Source organism: Pseudomonas sp. Pso3, from assembly GCF_055393275.1.
The window spans coordinates 237,560-256,638 of sequence record NZ_AP043687.1 but is presented as its reverse complement, the minus strand read 5'-3'; the positions used below and the strand labels follow the sequence as shown (position 1 = coordinate 256,638).

The following is a 19,079-nucleotide window of genomic DNA, read 5'->3' as shown; positions in this document are numbered from 1 at the left end:
GCCGCTTCAAGGGAGAGACCTCATGAACATCACGCGTCTGCTCGTCGCCAGTGTCGCCACCGTGCTCCTGGCCGGCTGCTCGAGCTTTACCCGACCCAGTGGCGAAGCCCTGCCCAAGGATGCCCGCTGGGGCCTGGTGCCCCTGGCCAACTATGCCCAGGCGCCCATGGCCGGCGATCGCGCGGCGCAGATCCTGGTCAGCGTGCTCGGCGAGCGCGGCATCCGTCCGCAGGTCTATGACGACAGCCAGGGCGGCAATCCCACCGACGACGAGAAGGCCCGCCAGCGCGCGGCCCTGGACTGGGCGCGGCAACAGAATCTGCAATACGTGCTCACCGGCAGCGTCGACGAGTGGCAATACAAGAACGGCCTGGACGGCGAACCGGCGGTGGGCGTGACCCTGCAGGTGGTCGAGCCGGCCAGCGGCCGGGTGGTCTGGAGCAACAGCGGCGCCCGCTCCGGCTGGTCGCGCGAGAGCCTGGCCGCCACCGCGCAAAAGGTCCTGCGCGGCACCGCGCAAGAGCTGCAGCTGCGCTGATGGCCCTGCAATCCGTCCACAAGGACTACACCCTGGCGCCCCGCGCCAGTGGCCGCCTGTCCTGGCTGGAAACCCTGCTGGTCACGGCGGCCGCCCTGGGGCTGGGCTTCTGGCTGGTGCCGGAAGATCCCCTGATGGTCGGCCTGGCCTTTCCCTGGGTGGTGTTCGCGCCCATCCTCATGGGCGTGCGCTATGGCTTCATGCGCGGCCTGGTGAGTGCCAGCCTCTTGGTTGTGGCCCTGCTCTACCTGCACCGCCAGGGCTATCCGGCCTACGAGGAGATCCCGCCGTCCTTTATCGTCGGCGTGTTGCTCTGCGCCATGCTGGTGGGCGAATTCCGCGACCTCTGGGATCGGCGCCTGGAACGGCTGGACCTGGCCAACGACTATCGCCAGCTACGGCTGGATGAATTCACCCGCGCCCACCACCTGCTGCGCATCTCCCACGATCGCCTGGAGCAGCGCGTCGCCGGCAACGATCTCAGCCTGCGCAGCTCCCTGCTGGACCTGCGTCGCCAGCTGCGCGAGGTGCCGCGCGAGCAGGATGCCCTGCAGGCCCTGGCCGAACCCATCGTCGGCCTGCTGACCCAGTACGGTTCGCTGCGGGTAGCGGGGCTGTACCGGGTCGACGGCAACGGCCGGGTGGATCGTCGCGCCCTCGCCAGCCAGGGCGAGATGCCCGGCATCGATCCCGACGACCTGCTGGTGCGCCTGACCCTGGAGCGCGGCGAGACCCTGAGCATCCGCCAGGCGCTGCTGGAACGCGGCGAGACCCAGCATTCGGCGCTACAGGCCTGCGTGCCTCTGCTGGACACCGAGGAGCGGCTGCTGGCGGTACTGGCCATCGAGCAGATGCCGTTCTTTTCCTTCAACGAACGCACCCTCAACCTGCTGACCATCCTCGCCGGCCACATCGCCGACCTGCTGGGCAGCGATCCCCAGGCGCTGGCCCTGGCCGACGATGACGCCCAGCAATTCTCCCAGCACCTCAAGCGCTCGCTGCGCGACGCCCAGCAGCACGCCCTGCCCGCCTGCCTGTTCTGCTTCGAGATGACCGAGGCCGACGGTGGCGAGCGGGCCCTGGCGCTGCTGGAAGGCAGTCGCCGCGGCCTCGACCTGCAACTGCGCCTGACCAATCAGGCCGGTCACCCCTGCCTGCTGGTCCTGCTGCCGCTGACCTCCTCCGACGGCCTGGAAGGCTATCGCCGCCGGCTGCGCCAGCTGCTGGCCGAGCGCCATGGCCAGGACAGCACCCTGGAAAGCCTGGGCGTGCGCAGCCATGAGCACGAGCTGCTGCCCAAGACCCGCGCCCAGGAGCTGCGCGTCTTCCTGTTCAACGAGTGTGGCCTACATGAACAGCAAGTGGCTGTTTAGCGGCGCCTTCGCCTTCGAGGCCAGCAGCTGGGCGCTGCTGTTTGCCAACCTGCCGGTGGCGGCGGCGGCCCTGGCCTTCGCCGCCGCTCATGCCGCCGGCAGCGCCCTGCTGGCAGGGGGCGCCTGGCTGCTGCTGCCCCGGCGCTACCAGCGCCCGCTGCCCTGGAGTCCGCTGTTTCTCTTTGCCCTGGCCTTCTTCATTCCGCTGCTGGGCGCGGCCGGGGTGATCGCCGCGGTGTTTCCGGCACTCTATCTGCCGCGCAAACACCGCGAGATCGCCTGGGAGGCGCGCAGCGTGCCCAATCTGCCGTTCCGCCCGCTGGAACGGCGCGAGGAGATGCTGTTCAGCGACGGCGGCCTGCAGGACGTCCTGCGCCACGCGCCCAGCACCGACAAGCGCCTGACCGCGCTCTTCGCCACTCGCCGCATGCCCGGGCGCGACGCCATCCCCATCCTCAAGCTGGCCCTGCGCGATCCGGCCGACGACGTGCGGCTGCTCGCCTATTCGATGCTCGACCAGCAGGAAAGCCAGATCAACCAGCGCATCGAGACCCAGCTCGGCGAACTGGCCAGCACCCCCGCCGAGCGCCAGCCGGCGCTGCACGGCACCCTGGCCCGCGGCTACTGGGAACTGGCCTATCTGGGTCTGGCCCAGGGCAGCGTCCTGCGTCACGTGCTCGGCCAGGCCCGCGAACACATCGAATTGGCCCTGGCCGGGGAAGAAAATGAAGAATTGCGCATCCTCGCCGGCCGCATCGCCCTGGAGCAGGGCGAGCCCGAGCGCGCCCTGGAATTCTTCCAGGACGCTGAAGCGGCGGGCGTACCCCTGGCGCAACTGGCGCCCTTTCGCGCCGAAATCGCCTTTCTGCGCCGCGATTACGCGGTCATCCCGGCGCTGCTCGACAGCCTGCCGGCGGATCTGAAGAAGCGGCCGCCGTTCGCCGCCCTGGTGAAGTACTGGTTATGAAAGACGCCCCCGCCGCGACCGTCACCCCCGATGTCTGCCTGCTCTTGGAGGGCACCTGGCCCTATGTGCGCGGCGGGGTGTCGAGCTGGGTCAACCAGTTGATCCTCGGCCTGCCGGAGCTGACCTTCTCGGTGTTCTTCATCGGCGGCCAGCGCGAGAACTACGAGAAGCGCCACTACGCCATCCCGCCCAACGTGGTGCACATCGAGGAACACTTTCTCGCCGGGTCCTGGGTGCCCAAGGCGGCGCCCATCAGTCCAAGACGCCAGGCGCCGGTGCAGCTGCTGCGCGACCTGCACGCCTTCCTGCACCACCCCGACGAACCCAGCGCCGCCCAGGGCGATGCCCTGGTGGACGCCTTCGCCCAGGGCAGCGTGACCCTGGACGACTTCATGTACAGCCGCGCCAGCTGGGAGGCCATCACCGAGGGCTACGAGCGCTATTGCACCGACCCCTCCTTCGTCGACTACCTCTGGACCCTGCGCGCCATGCAGGCGCCCTTGCTGATGCTGGCCGAGGCCGCGCGCCGCCTGCCGCGTCCGCGGATGATCCACTCCATCTCCACCGGTTACGCCGGCATGCTCGGCGCCATCCTGCAGCGGCGCTGGGGCTGCAACTTCCTGCTCAGCGAGCACGGCATCTACACCAAGGAACGCAAGATCGACCTGGCCCAGGCCAAGTGGATCGCCGAAGGCCCCGACGAAGCCCTGCGCACCGGGCTGGACGTGGACGTCAGCTACATCCGCCGGCTGTGGATCCGCTTCTTCGAGCGCATCGGCCTGCTCACCTACAAGGCCGCCGATCCGATCATCTCGCTCTATGACGGCAACCGCCGCCGGCAGATCCAGGATGGCGCCGATCCCGCGCGCTGCCGGGTGATCCCCAACGGCATCAGCCTCACCCAGTGGCAGGACGCCCTGGAGCGCCGCCCGGAAGGGGTGCCGCCGGTGGTCGGGCTGCTCGGCCGGGTGGTGCCGATCAAGGACGTCAAGACCTTCATCCGCGCCATGCGCGGGGTGATCAGCGCCATGCCCGAGGCCGAGGCGTGGGTGGTCGGCCCGGAAGACGAAGACGAGGAATACGCCGCCGAATGCCACAGCCTGGTCACCAGCCTGGGCCTGGAGGGCAAGGTGAAATTCCTCGGCTTCCAGAAGATCGGCGACATCCTGCCCAAGCTAGGCCTCATGGTGCTGACCTCCATCAGCGAGGCCCAGCCGCTGGTGATCCTCGAAGGCTGGGCCGCCGGGGTGCCGGTGGTGAGCAGCGACGTGGGCTCCTGCCGCGAGCTGATCGAGGGTTCCATCCCCGAGGACCGCGCCCTGGGCACCGGCGGCAGCGTGGTCGCCATCGCCGATCCCCAGGCCACCGCCCGCGCCATCCTCGCCCTGCTGCGCAATCCCGGTCGCTGGCAGGCCGCGCAGCGCACCGGCCTCGCCCGGGTCAATCGCTACTACACCGAGCCGCTGATGCTGGAACGCTATCGCGAGCTCTACCAGGACGCCATCGGGAGGGTCGTCTGACATGGCCGGCATCGGCTTCGAACTGCGCAAGATCCTCGCGCGCGACTCCTACACCGCCACCCTGCGCGCCTATGTCTATGCCGGCCTGATCAGTTCCGGCCCCTGGGTGCTGTCGATCATCAGCGTCATGCTGATCGGCGTGCTGGCCACCGGCATCGTCACCCCCAGCGTGCTGATCCGCCAGTTCCTGGTCACGGTGACCTACCTCATGGCCAGCTCGCTGATCCTCACCGGCGGCCTGCAGCTGTATTTCACCCGCTTCGTCTCGGACCGGCTGTTCGAGGAGAAACAGACCAGCATCCTGCCCAATCTGGTGGGCATCCTGCTCCTGGTCACGCTGGTCGCCGGCGGCCTGGGTTTCCTGCTGCTGGCCACCCTGTTCGATCAGCCCTTCGCCTACCGGCTGCTGGTGCTGGCCAACTTCGTCACCCTCTGCGATCTCTGGCTGGTGATCATCTTCCTATCGGGGATGAAGGCCTACAACCGCATCCTGGTGGTGATGACGCTGGGCTACGCCATCATGATCGCCGCCGCCTTCGTGCTGCGCTTCCTCGGCATGGACGGTCTGCTGATGGCGCTGCTGCTGGGCCACGCCGCCCTGCTGTTCATGTTTCTCTACGACATCATCCGCGAATACCCGGCCGAGCGTCTGGTGGCCTTCGACTTCCTCGACCGCAAGCAGATCTTCATCAGCCTGCTGGTCACCGGGCTGTTCTACAACCTAGGCATCTGGGTCGACAAATTCGTCTTCTGGTTCAATCCGCTGACCTCCGATGCCGTCATCGGTCCGCTGCGCGCCTCCATCCTCTACGACCTGCCGATCTTTCTCGCCTACCTGGCCATCATCCCCGGCATGGCGGTGTTCCTGGTGCGCATCGAGACCGACTTCGCCGAGTGGTACGAGCGGGTGTTCAACGCCGTGCGCGGCGGCGAGACTCTGCAGCACATCAGCCAGCTCAAGGAGCAGATGATCCTGGCCATCCGCCAGGGGCTGCTGGAGATCTGCAAGGTCCAGGGCCTGACCCTGGTGCTGGTGTTCCTGCTGGCGCCCCAACTGCTGGCCTGGCTCGGCATGTCGCACTACTACCTACCGCTGTTCTACATCGACGTGGTAGGGGTGAGCATCCAGGTGGTGTTCATGGCGCTGCTCAACGTCTTCTTCTACCTGGACCGGCGCGACACCGTGCTGATGCTCTGCACCCTGTTTCTCGGCCTCAACCTGGCGCTGACCCTGCTCAGCATCGAGCTGGGTCCGAGCTTCTTCGGCTACGGCTTCACCGTCTCCCTGGCCTGTTGCGTGCTGCTGGGTCTGCACCGCCTGGACCGGGTGCTGGACGACCTGGAATACGACACCTTCATGCTCCGGCACTGAAGGCCGCCGGCACCGGACGAACGGTGTGACCCGCTCCCTCTGGAGGCGTCCAACACAGCTCATCCCTGCAGGACCCTGCCATGAATACCGCCGCCTTGCGCCTCGTGATCCAGACCACCCAGGGGCGCGCTCGGGACAGTGGCGAGGCCAGCCGCACCTTTGCCGACCAGGCGGCGCGTACCGCCAGCGCCGACGCCACCCGCGGCCCGGCCCTGGAGCGCTTCGCCAGCGCCTATGTCGACAAGGTGCCCGATGCCCTCGAAGCCCTGCTGCTGCAGGCGCGGGCGGTGGCCTTCGAGGCGCCCCTGACCGGGGTGCTGGAACGCGCCCTGGCCGGCTTCGCCCCGGCGGCGCTGGCCCAGGCACCCTCGGCCAGCCTGGCCCTGCTGGCCGCGGCCTATCGCCTCCATCGCCTGCTCGAAGGCCTCCAGGAGCGCCTGGCCGCCTGGTGGGGCGCCACCCGCGCGCCAGCGGCGCCCAGCCTGGGCAATCTCATCGCCCACCAGGTCCTGGGGCAGCTCACTGTCGCCGCCCTGGAAGACGCCGTGGAGGGCTGGCTGGATGACCTGGACGCCAGCGTCGAGGCGCCGCTCACCCAGCAGTGCTTCCAGCCGCGGCAACGGCGTGGCGCCCTGACCACGACCCGCCCGGCCCTGACCCTGAGTCGTCAACGCCAGCGCAGCGTTCGATAAAACGCACGTTTCGGCGCCTTTGGCGGCCGAGTGTCAAATATATTGATAACCCTTCCGGGCCGGTTTAGGGTGGCTGCTCACCGCCATTAGCGAGGAGTCACCCATGAGCTTGCCCAGCCGCGCCGAGTGGGAGCAGCGCTTCCAAGGTCTCACCCTGGAAGGTCGCGCCTTCATCGACGGCGCCTATGTCGACGCCACCGCCGGCGCCACCTTCGACTGCCTGAGTCCGGTGGACGGACGTTTCCTCGCCAAGGTCGCCAGCTGTGACGCCGCCGATGCCGACCTGGCCGTGGCTGCCGCCCGCGCCGCCTTCCAGAAGGGTACCTGGGCGCACCTGGCGCCGGCCCAGCGCAAGCGCGTGCTGATCCGCTTCGCCGACCTGCTGCTGGCCAACGCCGAAGAGCTGGCGCTGCTGGAAACCCTGGACATGGGCAAGCCCATCGCCGACTCCCTCACCATCGACGTGCCGGCCTCGGCCAACGCCATCCGCTGGAGCGCCGAGGCCATCGACAAGCTCTACGACGAGGTCGCGCCCACGCCCCATGACCAGCTCGGCCTGGTCACCCGCGAGCCGGTCGGCGTGGTCGCCGCCGTGGTGCCCTGGAATTTCCCGTTGATGATGGCCTGCTGGAAACTCGGCCCGGCGCTCGCCACCGGCAACTCGGTGGTGCTCAAGCCCTCGGAAAAGTCGCCGCTGACCGCCATCCGCGTCGCCCAGCTGGCCCAGCAGGCGGGTATCCCCGCCGGGGTGTTCAACGTGCTGCCGGGTTACGGCCATACCGTCGGCAAGGCCCTGGGCCTGCATGCGGACGTCGACACCATCGTCTTCACAGGTTCCACCCGGGTCGCCAAGCAGCTGCTGGCCTATTCCGGCGAATCCAACATGAAGCGCGTCTGGCTGGAAGCCGGCGGCAAGAGCCCCAACATCGTCTTCGCCGATGCCCCCGACCTCAAGGACGCCGCCGCGGCCGCCGCCAGCGGTATCGCCTTCAACCAGGGCGAGGTCTGCACCGCCGGTTCGCGCCTGCTGGTGGAGCGCTCCATCAAGGAAGAATTCCTGCCGCTGGTGGTCGAGGCCCTCAAGGGCTGGAAGCCTGGCCATGCACTGGACCCCGAGACCAACGTCGGCGCCCTGGTGGACACCACCCAGCTGGACACCGTGCTGCGCTACATCGAAGCCGGCCATGCCGAAGGCGCCACCCTGGTGGCCGGTGGCAAGCGCACCCTGGAAGAGACCGGTGGCGTCTATGTCGAGCCGACCATCTTCGACGGCGTGAGCAACGCTATGAAGATCGCCCGCGAAGAGATCTTCGGCCCGGTGCTCTCGGTGATCACCTTCGACACCGCCGAAGAAGCCGTGCAGATCGCCAACGACACCCAATACGGCCTGGCCGCCGCGGTCTGGACCCGCGACATCTCCAAGGCCCACAAGACCGCCCGCGCCCTGCGCGCCGGCAGCGTCTGGGTCAACCAGTACGACGGCGGCGACATGACCGCGCCCTTCGGCGGCTTCAAGCAGTCCGGCAACGGTCGCGACAAGTCCCTGCACGCCTTCGACAAGTACACCGAGCTCAAGGCGACCTGGATCAAGCTGTAAGCCATCGGCAGGCTGATCCCGGTCGGGGTCAGCCCGTCTCCCTTCAGCGCTGGTAGATCGTCGCCTGGTTACCGAAGCCGCTCTGCGTGATGCGCGCCGTGGAACCGACCTGGTCGATCATCGCCGAGTTGGAGTCGCCGGTCTGGCCGATGAAGGCACTGGCGCCGCTGAAGCTGTCCGGCACCGTGTCCTGGGTAATGGACGCCAGGTTGCCATTGCCTTGCTGCTGGATCTCCGCCTCCACCCGCACGCCGCTCTGAACGAAGGTCGCCTGGTTGGCATCGCCTGCGCTGATGCCGGCGATTCGGGCTTCCAAGCCGGTCTGGGTGGCGCTCAGTTCGTTGGCGTTGCCCTGCTGGGTGAAGGTGATGTCGCTGAAGCCAGCGCGTTGTGACAACTGGGCCTGGTTACCATCGCCGCCCTGGCTCAGCGCCAGGGCGCTGCTGTAGCGACTGGTTTCCTGCTCGGCCTGCACCTGATTGCCGTTGCCCTGCTGACGCAGCGTGGCCCGCCCACCGGCGAAAGACACGCTTTGCGTCAGCTGCGCCGCGTTGTTGTTGCCGGTCTGCACCGCCTCTGCCAGGCCGCCGCCGCGTTGCTCCACGGTCACCCGATTGCCATCGCCGGTGCTGGTCGCCCGCAGGTCGTTGCCGCCGAAGCCCGCCTGGCGCACGCTGTACACATTGAGATCGCCCGCCTGGCTCAGGTAGGCCGATGCCGCATTGCCGCGCTGCTCCAGCTCCAGGCCGTTGCCCGCGCCACCGCCGGTTTGGGTGATCTCGGCGTAGTGGTTGCCGTTTTCCAGTTGGGTCACGACGATCTGCTGATTACTGCCTTCCTGGAAAATCTGCAGCCCATTGCCGCTGGACGTCTGCGCGATCCGCGCCTGGGCGCCGAAGGCCTGGCGCTGTTCGAGGGTCGTGCGATTGTCATCGCCGCTTTGCAGTTGCTCAACGCTATTGGCGCGACCACCGCTCTGGTTCAGGGTGGCCTGGTTGTCATTACCGGTCTGAGTCAGGGTGATGCTCTGCTCGACGGCGAATGCCGGCGCTGCAAGGCCAGCGAGCAGCGCCGCCAGCAAGGTAGGGGTCTTCATGACGGTCTTCCGCTCCAGTGGAATCTACCGAGGACAGGACGACTAGCCGCGACCCCGGCGAGATGGCGGAATCGACCGTACTGCAAGGAGGGCGTCGCGCACGGACGGCCCGTGCTGAGTGTGATCAGCCGGGCCCCCATCGCCATCCATCCAAAGAGCGGTTTTGACGAGCGTTGGCGGCGGACTGCCTGGGTACTCGACCAGCAGCCACCGCGACGGCCAAGGCCGGGGCGCCATGACCCGGCCTTGGCGCGGGCGCAGGCCTAGCGATAGACGTGGTAGGTGGCGTATCTGCTCACCTCCACGCTACCGCTCCAGCTGCTGATCACCCGCTTGGAATCCCAGTCGTACCAGTGCATCCCGGGTGGGTTGCCGATGCCGCGCGAACAACTGCCGGTGCGGACCCAGGCGCCGCGGAACTTGCCGCTTTTCCAGCGTCGCTCCACCACCTGAATGGGTTGCGCCTTGTAGCCCGGCTCTATCCTCACGCCCCAGGTGAAGGCGGTACTCATCGTGCGATCCTGCTTGTAGCTGCCATCGACGCCGAGGATGCTCAGGTATTTGCCGATGAAGGGCAGCTTCTCCGGATTGATCTTGACCCCTACCGACCAGCCGTAGCTGGAGGTCTTGGTCTCGCCCCAGGTGTAGGTGCAGTCGATGGTTCCTCTGGTCGAGCAGCGGAAGATCGGCCCGCGCCAGATCCAGTCCTCCCAGGTCTTGCCTGCCTGCTGGGTGGCGAAGGCCCGGGAACCGTCACCCAGGATGGCGGGCTCGGTGTGGTCGGTGAAGCACTCGCCGGCCTGCACCAGACCGGTCGACAGCAGGAAGCCGAGCGCACCAACCAGGGTGGATTTCGCAAAGGTATTCATAACTTTGGTCCCTCAAAGTCCGAAGACGTTTTCGATGGTGTTGCTCGCCTGATCCTGCTTGTTGCTCTGGGCCTTGCTCGCGGACAGGGCATCGGCGCGCGTGGGCCGATCGACGGGGGTTATCAGCAGGCCAGTGTCCTTCTCTGGCTTCTTCACCATCAGGGCATCCGCCTCGACGGTCATGCCCAGCGCCAGGGCCGCGTTCTCACTGGCGAGGTGCTGACCGGGTTGATTGTCGAAGATCACGCGTTTGCCTTGATCAAGGGCGTCGTTGATCTCCTTCTTGACGTTGCCGTCGACCTGCACATTGGGCCCGACCACCAGATAGTCGTATTCACCACCCGTGACGATCTTGGTGTCTTCCGCCTTCAATCTATTGAGGACGAATCCGGTATTGCCCAGCACCTTGAGCCGCAAGTAAGGACCCGTACTCAAAGACTCTGCTGCCTGGGCGGTAGTACCCAACAGCGTTGCCAACATCAGCGTGGCCACAGGTTTTAATTTCATATCGAACGCTCCTGTTACGACAGTCATGTCAAAAATGAAAGTCCCACTGAAATACCGAAATCTCCCGCGAAATGCTCAACTACGCGGATCTGGCAGTTCTAGCGGACAGCAGGAAACCCTTTACCGAAGTCAGTTCCGATAATTGTTTCCCTGACAGTGCTCAGGTAATCAGACAACCGCTAACAGCAACGACCTTGATAGCTAAATGCCCGCCTTTAGCCCACGGGCAACTTCGCTAGTCGTCCGGAAAAAGCCTAGCCAAAGTTTCTTTAAACAAATAGTAACGAATGGCGAGCAGGCGAAAGCAGGTAGAAAGTCGCTGTTTTAATGCTTTTAAATAAGCATATAAAAAGCGGCCTTACATTAAAGCAGAGCCAATAACCGTCAGCCGATGATCAATATTTTTTGTGTAAAACCAGATAAATAGCGCGACTGCCAAAACATCGACAGGCGCCAGCCGCCCAAGCCAAGGCCCAGAAAAATGTAACGAGATATTTCATGGCTTTGGAAGGGCGCCGGACGTCCTGCGGCGGCGACGCGGGGAGCGGACAGCCCGCGCGCTGAAGGCGCGGGCCGCGAGGCAGGTATCAGCCCAGCAGATCCACCAGCAGATCGTCGTGGCGGCGCTGCTGACGATCCAGGCGCAGCTGGCGGGTGCGGAAGATCGACTTGAGGTCTTCCAGGGCGCTGGCGAAGTCGTCGTTGATGATCAGGTAGTCGTATTCGACATAGTGACTCATCTCGCTGACCGCCTCGCGCATGCGTCTTTCGATGATCTCGGCGCTGTCCTGGCCGCGATTGTCCAGGCGCTGGCGCAGGGCGGCCTGGCTCGGCGGCAGGATGAAGATCGACTGGGCGTGGGGCAGCTTGCGACGGACCTGCTGGGCGCCCTGCCAGTCGATTTCCAGGATCAGGTCGTGGCCTTCGGCGAGGGTGCGCTCCAGGGCGGCCTGGGAGGTGCCATAGTAGTTGCCGAACACCTCGGCGTGCTCGAGGAAGTCGCCGTGTTCGAGCAGGTTGGTAAAGGTCGCGCAATCGACGAAGTGATAGTTCACCCCGTCGGCTTCACCCGGGCGCATGGCGCGGGTGGTGTGGGAGACCGACACGCGGATGTCGGGCAGGGCATCCAGCAGGGCCTTGACCAGGCTGGTCTTACCGGCGCCGGAAGGCGCGGAAACGATGTAAAGGGTGCCGGGAAGGGCTGTCATGAAGGTCCGCCTATTCGATGTTCTGCACTTGCTCACGCATCTGTTCGATGAGCACCTTGAGATTGATGGCCGCCTGGGAGGCCCGGGCGTCGATGGCCTTGGAACCCAGGGTATTGGCCTCGCGATTGAGTTCCTGCATGAGGAAATCCAGCCGCCGGCCGGCCGCGCCGCTGCCCGCCAGGACCCGCCGCACCTCGGCCACATGGGTCTCCAGACGATCCAGTTCCTCGGCCACGTCGCTCTTCTGCGCCAGCAGCACCAGTTCCTGCTCCAGCCGCGCCGGTTCGAACTCGACCCCCGCCTCGGCGCAGCGCTCGAGGATACGGCGCCGTTGCAGGGCCAGCAGCTCGGGCAGCAGCGCGCGCAGGGTCGCCACCTCCGCCAGCACCTGGTCCAGGCGTTCCTCGATCAGGCGCGCCAGTTCGCGGCCCTCGCGCTGCCGGCCGTCGAGCAATTCATCCAGCGCCGCCTCGAACAGCGCCAGGGTCTGGGCCTTGAGTTCGGCGCCATCCACCTCGGCGCCCGCCAGCACCCCGGGCCAGGCCAGCACGGCCAGGGGATCGAGCTTGGCCGGACGCGCGATCAGCGCGGCGACGTCTTCGGCGGCGGCCACCAGCTGCGCGGCGCGGCGGGCATCGACGCGCAGAGCCACGCTCTCGTCACGCTCTTCGCGCAGCACGCACTCCAGCTTGCCCCGCGACAGGCGCCGGCGCAGCGCCTCGCGCACGCCGGACTCCAGATCGCGAAAGGTCTCCGGCAGCCGCAGGTGGGGCTCCAGATAGCGGTGATTGACCGAGCGCAACTCCCAGCTCAGGGTGCCCTGGGGCCCCGGCCGCTCGACCCGGGCGAACGCCGTCATGCTGTGCACCATGGCAGGATCCTCGTCTGACGATGCGTGGATCTGGGGCGATCCCGAGCGACCACGCATGTAAAACGCACGATTCTAGCGCACCTGATCGGAGCGACCCAATGCATCCGTGTCGCATGAGCCGGACGCTCCCTATACTATGGACCTGATATCTACGCCTTACAGGAAGCCCGCAATGAAGCGTCCCAGTGGCCGCGCCGCCGATCAGCTGCGCCCCATCCGCATCACCCGTCAGTACACCAAGCACGCCGAGGGTTCGGTCCTGGTGGAATTCGGCGATACCAAGGTGATCTGTACCGCCAGCGTCGAGGCCGGGGTGCCGCGCTTTCTCAAGGGCAAGGGCCAGGGCTGGCTCACCGCCGAGTACGGCATGCTGCCGCGCGCGACCGGCGAGCGGAACCAGCGGGAAGCAGCCAAGGGCAAGCAGGGCGGTCGGACCCTGGAGATCCAGCGGCTGATCGGTCGTTCGCTGCGCGCCGCCGTCGACCTGTCCAAGCTGGGCGAGAACACCATCTATATCGACTGCGACGTGATCCAGGCCGACGGCGGTACCCGCACCGCCTCGGTGACCGGTGCCTGCGTGGCCCTGGTCGATGCCCTGGGCGCGCTCAAGCGCCGCGGCAACCTCAAGGGCAATCCGCTCAAGCAGATGGTGGCCGCCATCTCCGTGGGCATCTACCAGGGCACCCCGGTGCTCGACCTGGACTACCTGGAAGACTCCGCCGCCGAGACCGATCTCAACGTGATCATGACCGACGCCGGTGGCTTCATCGAGGTGCAGGGCACCGCCGAAGGCGCGCCCTTCCAGCCGGCCGAACTCAACGCCATGCTCGAACTGGCCCAGGGTGGCCTGCGCGACCTGTTCGAGCTCCAGCAAGCCGCCCTGCGCGGCGAGTAAGGAAGCCCGCTCATGCACGATCTCGTCCCCGCCCCCAGCGCCGAAGCCCGGCGCTGGGCCATGCTCTGCCACTACGCCGCCTTCCTGGGCTTCGTGGTGCCCTTCATCGGTAACGTCATAGGTCCGCTGGTGGTCTGGCAGTTCAAGCGCGAGGACGACCCCTTCATCGACAGCCAGGGCAAGGAGGCGCTGAACTTCCAGCTCACCGTCACCCTGCTGCACATGATCTGCTGGCTGCTGGTGTGGGTGCTGATCGGCTTTCCGCTGATGCTGCTGGTGGCCTGCGTGGCCTTCGTGCTGACGGTGATCGCCGGCATCAAGGCCAACCAGGGCCGCGATTACCGCTATCCCCTGACCTGGCGGATGGTGAAATAGCGGGCTTTTTGTGGCCTGCTTCTGATATCCGCGTTGAGGATTTCCGGTCGGCCCGGCGCCGTTTGACAGGCGCCGGAAGCCCTCCGCTATCATCCCCGCGTCGTACCTTTTTCCACCTGTCGCCCGTGGCCGTTCCTGACCGCCATGGGCGGTAGCGTGCCTGCCTTTCGCTTGCAGACCTCATCCAGCCCAGGGACAACGCCAAGGTGGCGAGCCCTCGCGCTGGTTATCGCTTTGGCGCCTTTCACGTCAGCGCAGCGGCCGTCCACGGCCCGCTGCCTCGGCATCAACCCAGGGATGATGATCATGTCGGCCGTAGTCGCCCCCCCGCAATCGGCGTTCCAGCAGGCTTTGTCCTGGCGCTATTCGACCCTCGCGGTCTGGACCGCCATCTCGCTGCTGTTCGTCGAGACCTTTTCCGGCGCCCTGCGCTACTACCTCGACATGGCCGGTGCCTCGGCGTTGATCTACCTGCCCAAGATCGCCTGCCTGGCGCTCTTCGCCCTGCAACTGGCCACCGCCAAGCTACCGCGCATCCTCTGGGTGGCCCTGCTCAGCATCCCGGCCTATGCGGCCCTGGCGTTGCTGCATGGCGCCAGCATCAACAACGTCTTCTTCTCGCTGTTCGTCTACAGCCCACTGCTATTCGGCCTGCTCTGCGGCCGCGAGCTGCTGGAGCAGCGACGCCTGCTTGGCCGGGTGGTGCTGGGTCTGCTGATCGCCTCGCTCATCGGCATCCTGCTGGACAAGTACACCTCCGTCCCCTGGAAGGGCTACAGCTACACCCTGGGTGGCAACGACATCGCCGGCAACACCAACTGGATGGCCGGCGAGGCCGACCGCATCGCCGGTTTCGCCCGCGTGTCCAACGTCCTGGCCGCCCTGATCGCCGTCTACTGCCTCTATCTCTCCTATTTCGCGCGCTCCTACACGCTTTGGCTGCTGATGGCCCTGACCGGCCTGTTCGGCATCCTGCTGACCACCAGCAAGGCCCCGGCTGCGGCCTTCGCCTTCACCCTGATGCTGATGCTGGGTCGGCGCTTCCCGTGGTCCACCTACCTGCTGTTGCTGCTCGGCGTGGTGGGCGGCCTGCTGCTGCCGATCCTGAGCCTGATCCGCGACTTCGATCCCCATGTGGTCACCAGCGACAGCGGCCTGGCCTCCTTCTACGACCGCCTGGTCAACACCTGGCCCAACGTGGTCGAGGTCATGAGCGAACCCGGCTGGACCCTGACCGGCGCCGGCTTCGGCATGTTCGGCAGCACCATGGCCGCCTTCCCGGTGCCGGGCCTGGACCTGATGGTCAACTGCGACAGCAGCGTGGTCTATCTGTGGTGCGTGTTCGGCGTGGTCGGCATCGCTCTATACTGCCTGCAGCTGCCGCTGTTCATCCGTCTGTACCTCAATCGCGACCGTGAAAGCCACACTCTGCTGGCCATCGCCTTCTGTCTATGCCTGATCGGCTGGACCACCGACCTCTTCGAGATCGGCGTGGCCAACCTGTTCATCGGCATCACCCTGGGCTATCTGCTGCTCAAGCCCAAGACCGACCCCGGCCTGCACCTGGTCCGCCCGGCACCGGAAACCCTGGCCCCCCACGCCTAGCCCGACGCCTCCTTCTCTCGCCTTCCCCTTGCTGCCCGGATGCCGCTCATGGACTTCAGGAAAGATATCAATGGGCTGCGCGCGATCGCCGTGATCGCCGTCGTCCTCTTCCACTTCAATGCCGACTGGCTACCGGGCGGTTTCGCCGGGGTCGACGTCTTCTTCGTCATCTCCGGCTTCCTGATCACCGGGATCATCTTTCGCGCCCTCGAACAGCAGCGCTTCCGCCTGTCCGCCTTCTACCTATCCCGCGTCCGCCGCATCGTGCCGGCGCTGGCGGTACTCTGCGCCGTGCTGTTGATTGCCGGCTGGTTCTTCCTGCTGCCCAACGCCTATGGCGAACTGGGCAAGCACGTGGCGAGCAGCCTGGGTTTCGTTTCCAACCTGGTCTACTGGAAGGAAGCCGGCTACTTCACCGCCGCGGCCCATGAGAAATGGCTGCTGCACACCTGGTCGCTGTCGGTGGAATGGCAGTTCTACCTGGTCTATCCGCTGATCCTGGTGCTGCTGTCCAAGCTGGTGTCGCTCAAGACCCTGCGGGTGCTGATCCTGCTCGCCACCGCGGCCGGCTTCGCCTTCGCCGTCACCGCCTCCCTGCTCTGGCCGGAAGCGGCCTTCTATCTGCTGCCGACCCGTGCCTGGGAGCTGATGGTGGGCGGCGTCGCCTATCTCTTCCCGCTGCAACTCGCCGCCCGCTCGCGCCGGCTGCTGGAAGGCGCCGGGCTGCTCGCCCTGGCGTTGGGTTTCCTGACGCTCGCCGAAGGCGATGTCTGGCCGGGCTATCTGGCGCTGATCCCGGTGCTTGGCACTGCCGCCATCATCCTGGCCGCCCGCCAGGATTCGCTGGTCACCGGCAACGGTTTCTCCCAGTGGACCGGTACCCTCTCCTACTCGCTCTACCTCTGGCACTGGCCGGTGGTGGTGTTCATGAGCTATGCCGGCCTGCTCGACAAGACGCCGCACCTGCTGCTGGGCATCGCCGCCTCCTTCGCCCTGGGTTGGGCTTCCTACACCCTGGTGGAGACCCGTGCCTCGCGCCGCAAGGGCCAGAGCGGTGCAGCGCTGGCCACCGGCACCGGCCTGCTCGCCACCCTGTTCATCAGTGCGGGCGCGGTGAACGCCACCGACGGTGCCATCACGCCGCTGCGCAGCATCAGCCAGTCGGACCGCGCGCAATTCGTGCAGGAATACCTGGATCGCCAGAAGAATCTCCACGACCTCTACTGGCTCAAGTGCGACGCCTATTCGGCCTTTACCCAACGCCACCAGGACGCCATCGACCCCAGCTGCACCCACGGCCAGGGCAAGGGTGGTCTCTTCGTCTGGGGCGATTCCCATGCCCAAGCCCTGTCCTTCGGCTTGCGCAGCCTGCTGCCGGCCGGCCTGCCCTACTACCAGGTGGCCTCGGCGAGCTGCAAGCCGCGCCTCACCGACGACATGGGTCGGCAAACCGAGACGCGGGTAACTTGCAACTACTCCAATCGCACCGCCCTGGAAGCCATTCAGCGCCTGCGTCCGGAGGTGGTGGTCATGGCGCAGAAGGCTGACCACGAAAAGACCGACTGGAACGCCATCACCGAGCGTCTGCACAGCTATGGCGTCAAGCGCATCGTGCTGCTCGGCCCCGTTCCCCAGTGGAGTCCGTCGCTGCCCAGCGTCATCGCCATCCGCCACTGGGGCAGCACCGATGACCACATCGCCGACTCCGCCCTGGATCGCCACGTCCTCGCCACCGACCAGGCCATGCGCCAGGCCAGGCTCCCGGCAGGACTGGAGTACATCTCCCTGGTGCAACGACTCTGCGTCGAGGATGCCTGCCGGGTACGGGCTGCGGATGGCCGGACCCTGCTGCAGATCGACGATGGTCACCTGAGCGACAAGGGCTCGCTGTTCATCGTCGGCCATTACCTGCTGCCCAGTCTGCAACTGACGGCGGCCACTGCCCAGCGCTAGGGCGCCGACCGCACGCCAGCTTCCTGGCTCCATGAAAAAAGGCCGACCCCATCGGGGCCGGCCTTTTTTATTGCCGTGGCAGGATCAGGTCACCGGCGCCGGATTGAACAGCGCCAGGTCGTTGTGCAGGCGATGGCGCTCGGCCCAGGTCTGGCGGCGGCCGCTGGCCACGTCCAGGTAGCACTGGAAGATCTCCCAGCCCATCTCCTCCAGCGACAGCCGCCCGCTCACCACCCGACCGGCATCGATGTCGATCAGGTCCGGCCAGCGCTCGGCCAACTGGGTGCGGGTCGAGACCTTGATCACCGGCACCATGGACAGTCCGTAGGGGGTGCCGCGACCGGTGGTGAAGATATGCAGGTTCATGCCCGCGGCCAGTTGCAGGGTGCCGCAGATGAAGTCGCTGGCCGGGGTGGCGGCGAAGTACAGGCCCTTGCCGCGGATCCGTTCGCCGGGCGCTATGACCCCGGCGATGGGGCTGGTACCCGACTTGGCGATGGAACCCATGGCCTTTTCGACGATGTTGTTCAGCCCGCCCTTCTTGTTGCCAGGGGTGGTATTAGCGCTGCGATCGGCCATGCCCCGCTCCAGGTAGCGGTCGTACCAGTCCATCTCGCGGATCAGGGCGTCGGCCACCTCCGGGGTGGCGGCGCGCGGGGTCAGCAGGTGGATGCCGTCGCGCACCTCGGTGTTCTCGGAAAACATCACGGTGGCGCCGGCCCGCACCAGCAGGTCGGCGGCCACGCCCAAGGCCGGATTGGCGGTGATGCCGGAGAAGGCGTCGCTGCCGCCGCACTGCATGCCCACCACCAGTTCGGACGCTGGTACCGTTTCCCGGCGGCGCTGATCGAGCACCTCCAGACGCGCTTCGATCAGCCCCATGATCTGCTCGACCATGCCGGCGAAGCCACTGGCCGAGTCCTGCAGGCGGAACAGCCAGTCTTCTTCGTTCTGCCCGGCGGTGAGGTCATCGCCCGGCATCAGCTGGCTGGCCTGCAGCTTCTCGCAACCCAGGCCGATGACCAGCGCCTGGCCGCCGAAGTTGGGGTTGCGGCTGATGTTGTGCAAGGTACGGATGGGGATCACCGCATCCGGGGCGTTAATGGCCACCCCGCAGCCGTAGCTGTGGGACAGCGGCACCACGTCGTCGACATTGGGGTAGCGCGGCAGGATCTCCTTGCGTACCCGCTCCACGCAATGGTCCAGCACCCCCACCACGCACTGCACGGTGGTGGTCACCGCCAGGATGTTGCGGGTGCCGACGCTGCCGTCCGGATTGCGAAAGCCCTCGAAGGTGTAGCCTTCCAGAGGTTCGCCGACCTGACCGGGCGCGGTGGCCTTGGGCAGGTTGTCCAGCGCCGGCGGCTCCGGCATGCGCAGCAGGGCTTCGGTGATCCAGCTGCCGGCGGGAACGTCCTGCAGGGCGTAGCCGATGACCTCGCCATAGCGCACCACCGCGGCGCCCGCCGCGAGAGCCACCAGGGAGACCTTGTGGCTCTGGGGAATGGCCTCGACCGTGGTCAGGCCATCGGCGAAGGCGGTGCCGGCGGCCACGCCGGGTTCGTTGACCACCACCCCGACGTTGTCCTGGGGGTGGAGCTTGATGTAGCGCGGCGAATCACGGTGATCGATCAGGTTCAT

General features: G+C 66.5%; 17 protein-coding genes. 11 read left to right on the top strand and 6 right to left on the bottom strand.

Translation table 11 applies throughout. From position 1 onward, the window contains the following. The first annotated feature begins 22 nt into the window (after window positions 1-22). From ACZ5R1_RS01235 to ACZ5R1_RS01205, 7 genes are all read left to right on the top strand, one after another. Window positions 23-538, top strand: coding sequence for a hypothetical protein (locus tag ACZ5R1_RS01235; protein WP_017639355.1), 516 nt, complete (start codon window positions 23-25; stop codon window positions 536-538). Next, window positions 538-1,911: a PelD GGDEF domain-containing protein gene (locus ACZ5R1_RS01230; protein ID WP_007161410.1), complete on the top strand. Its 1,374-nt coding sequence runs from the start codon at window positions 538-540 to the stop codon at window positions 1,909-1,911. The genes ACZ5R1_RS01235 and ACZ5R1_RS01230 overlap by 1 nt, the downstream gene beginning before the upstream one ends. After that, entirely contained in the window at window positions 1,889-2,878 is a 990-nt protein-coding gene (locus ACZ5R1_RS01225; RefSeq protein ID WP_042135258.1) for a tetratricopeptide repeat protein, read from the top strand. The genes ACZ5R1_RS01230 and ACZ5R1_RS01225 overlap by 23 nt, the downstream gene beginning before the upstream one ends. After that, window positions 2,875-4,398: a GT4 family glycosyltransferase PelF gene (pelF, locus tag ACZ5R1_RS01220; protein ID WP_007161412.1), complete on the top strand. Its 1,524-nt coding sequence runs from the start codon at window positions 2,875-2,877 to the stop codon at window positions 4,396-4,398. Before ACZ5R1_RS01225 ends, pelF begins: the two co-directional genes overlap by 4 nt. 1 nt (window position 4,399) lies before the next feature. Continuing rightward, complete coding sequence (pelG, locus tag ACZ5R1_RS01215) at window positions 4,400-5,770, top strand: exopolysaccharide Pel transporter PelG (protein ID WP_007161413.1); 1,371 nt, start codon at window positions 4,400-4,402, stop codon at window positions 5,768-5,770. 80 nt (window positions 5,771-5,850) lie between these two features. Next, a complete protein-coding gene (locus ACZ5R1_RS01210; protein WP_027598137.1) occupies window positions 5,851-6,462 on the top strand; it encodes a hypothetical protein in 612 nt (203 codons plus the stop codon). 103 nt (window positions 6,463-6,565) lie between these two features. Further along, a complete protein-coding gene (locus tag ACZ5R1_RS01205; RefSeq protein WP_027598136.1) occupies window positions 6,566-8,059 on the top strand; it encodes an aldehyde dehydrogenase in 1,494 nt (497 codons plus the stop codon). Between the two features lie 43 nt (window positions 8,060-8,102). Here ACZ5R1_RS01205 and ACZ5R1_RS01200 read toward each other — a convergent pair whose 3' ends face one another. From ACZ5R1_RS01200 to ACZ5R1_RS01180, 5 genes are all read right to left on the bottom strand, one after another. Continuing rightward, window positions 8,103-9,155, bottom strand: coding sequence for a hypothetical protein (locus ACZ5R1_RS01200; protein ID WP_197851112.1), 1,053 nt, complete (start codon window positions 9,153-9,155; stop codon window positions 8,103-8,105). 263 nt (window positions 9,156-9,418) lie between these two features. Next, entirely contained in the window at window positions 9,419-10,024 is a 606-nt protein-coding gene (locus ACZ5R1_RS01195) for a hypothetical protein (RefSeq protein WP_042135254.1), read from the bottom strand. Window positions 10,025-10,036: 12 nt separating this feature from the next. Next, window positions 10,037-10,531, bottom strand: a complete 495-nt coding sequence (locus tag ACZ5R1_RS01190; RefSeq protein ID WP_139346894.1) for a hypothetical protein — start codon at window positions 10,529-10,531, stop codon at window positions 10,037-10,039. 587 nt (window positions 10,532-11,118) lie between these two features. After that, entirely contained in the window at window positions 11,119-11,739 is a 621-nt protein-coding gene (gene gmk, locus ACZ5R1_RS01185) for a guanylate kinase (RefSeq protein WP_007161416.1), read from the bottom strand. Between the two features lie 10 nt (window positions 11,740-11,749). Further along, window positions 11,750-12,610, bottom strand: a complete 861-nt coding sequence (locus tag ACZ5R1_RS01180) for a YicC/YloC family endoribonuclease (protein ID WP_007161417.1) — start codon at window positions 12,608-12,610, stop codon at window positions 11,750-11,752. Window positions 12,611-12,782: 172 nt separating this feature from the next. Here ACZ5R1_RS01180 and rph point away from each other — a divergent pair, with 172 nt between their 5' ends. The 4 genes from rph (at window position 12,783) to ACZ5R1_RS01160 (ending at window position 17,438) form a co-directional block, all read left to right on the top strand. Further along, entirely contained in the window at window positions 12,783-13,505 is a 723-nt protein-coding gene (gene rph / locus ACZ5R1_RS01175; protein WP_017639344.1) for a ribonuclease PH, read from the top strand. Window positions 13,506-13,517: 12 nt separating this feature from the next. Then, window positions 13,518-13,880 (top strand): DUF4870 domain-containing protein, encoded by a 363-nt coding sequence (locus ACZ5R1_RS01170; protein ID WP_077171325.1) that lies wholly within the window; start codon window positions 13,518-13,520, stop codon window positions 13,878-13,880. 306 nt (window positions 13,881-14,186) lie between these two features. Further along, complete coding sequence (locus tag ACZ5R1_RS01165; RefSeq protein WP_042135246.1) at window positions 14,187-15,485, top strand: membrane protein; 1,299 nt, start codon at window positions 14,187-14,189, stop codon at window positions 15,483-15,485. Between the two features lie 48 nt (window positions 15,486-15,533). Beyond that, complete coding sequence (locus tag ACZ5R1_RS01160) at window positions 15,534-17,438, top strand: acyltransferase family protein (RefSeq protein WP_042135244.1); 1,905 nt, start codon at window positions 15,534-15,536, stop codon at window positions 17,436-17,438. An 84-nt stretch (window positions 17,439-17,522) separates the two neighbouring features. On the opposite strand, the gene garD is transcribed toward ACZ5R1_RS01160, so the two are convergent. Beyond that, window positions 17,523-19,079, bottom strand: coding sequence for a galactarate dehydratase (gene garD / locus ACZ5R1_RS01155; RefSeq protein WP_042135242.1), 1,557 nt, complete (start codon window positions 19,077-19,079; stop codon window positions 17,523-17,525).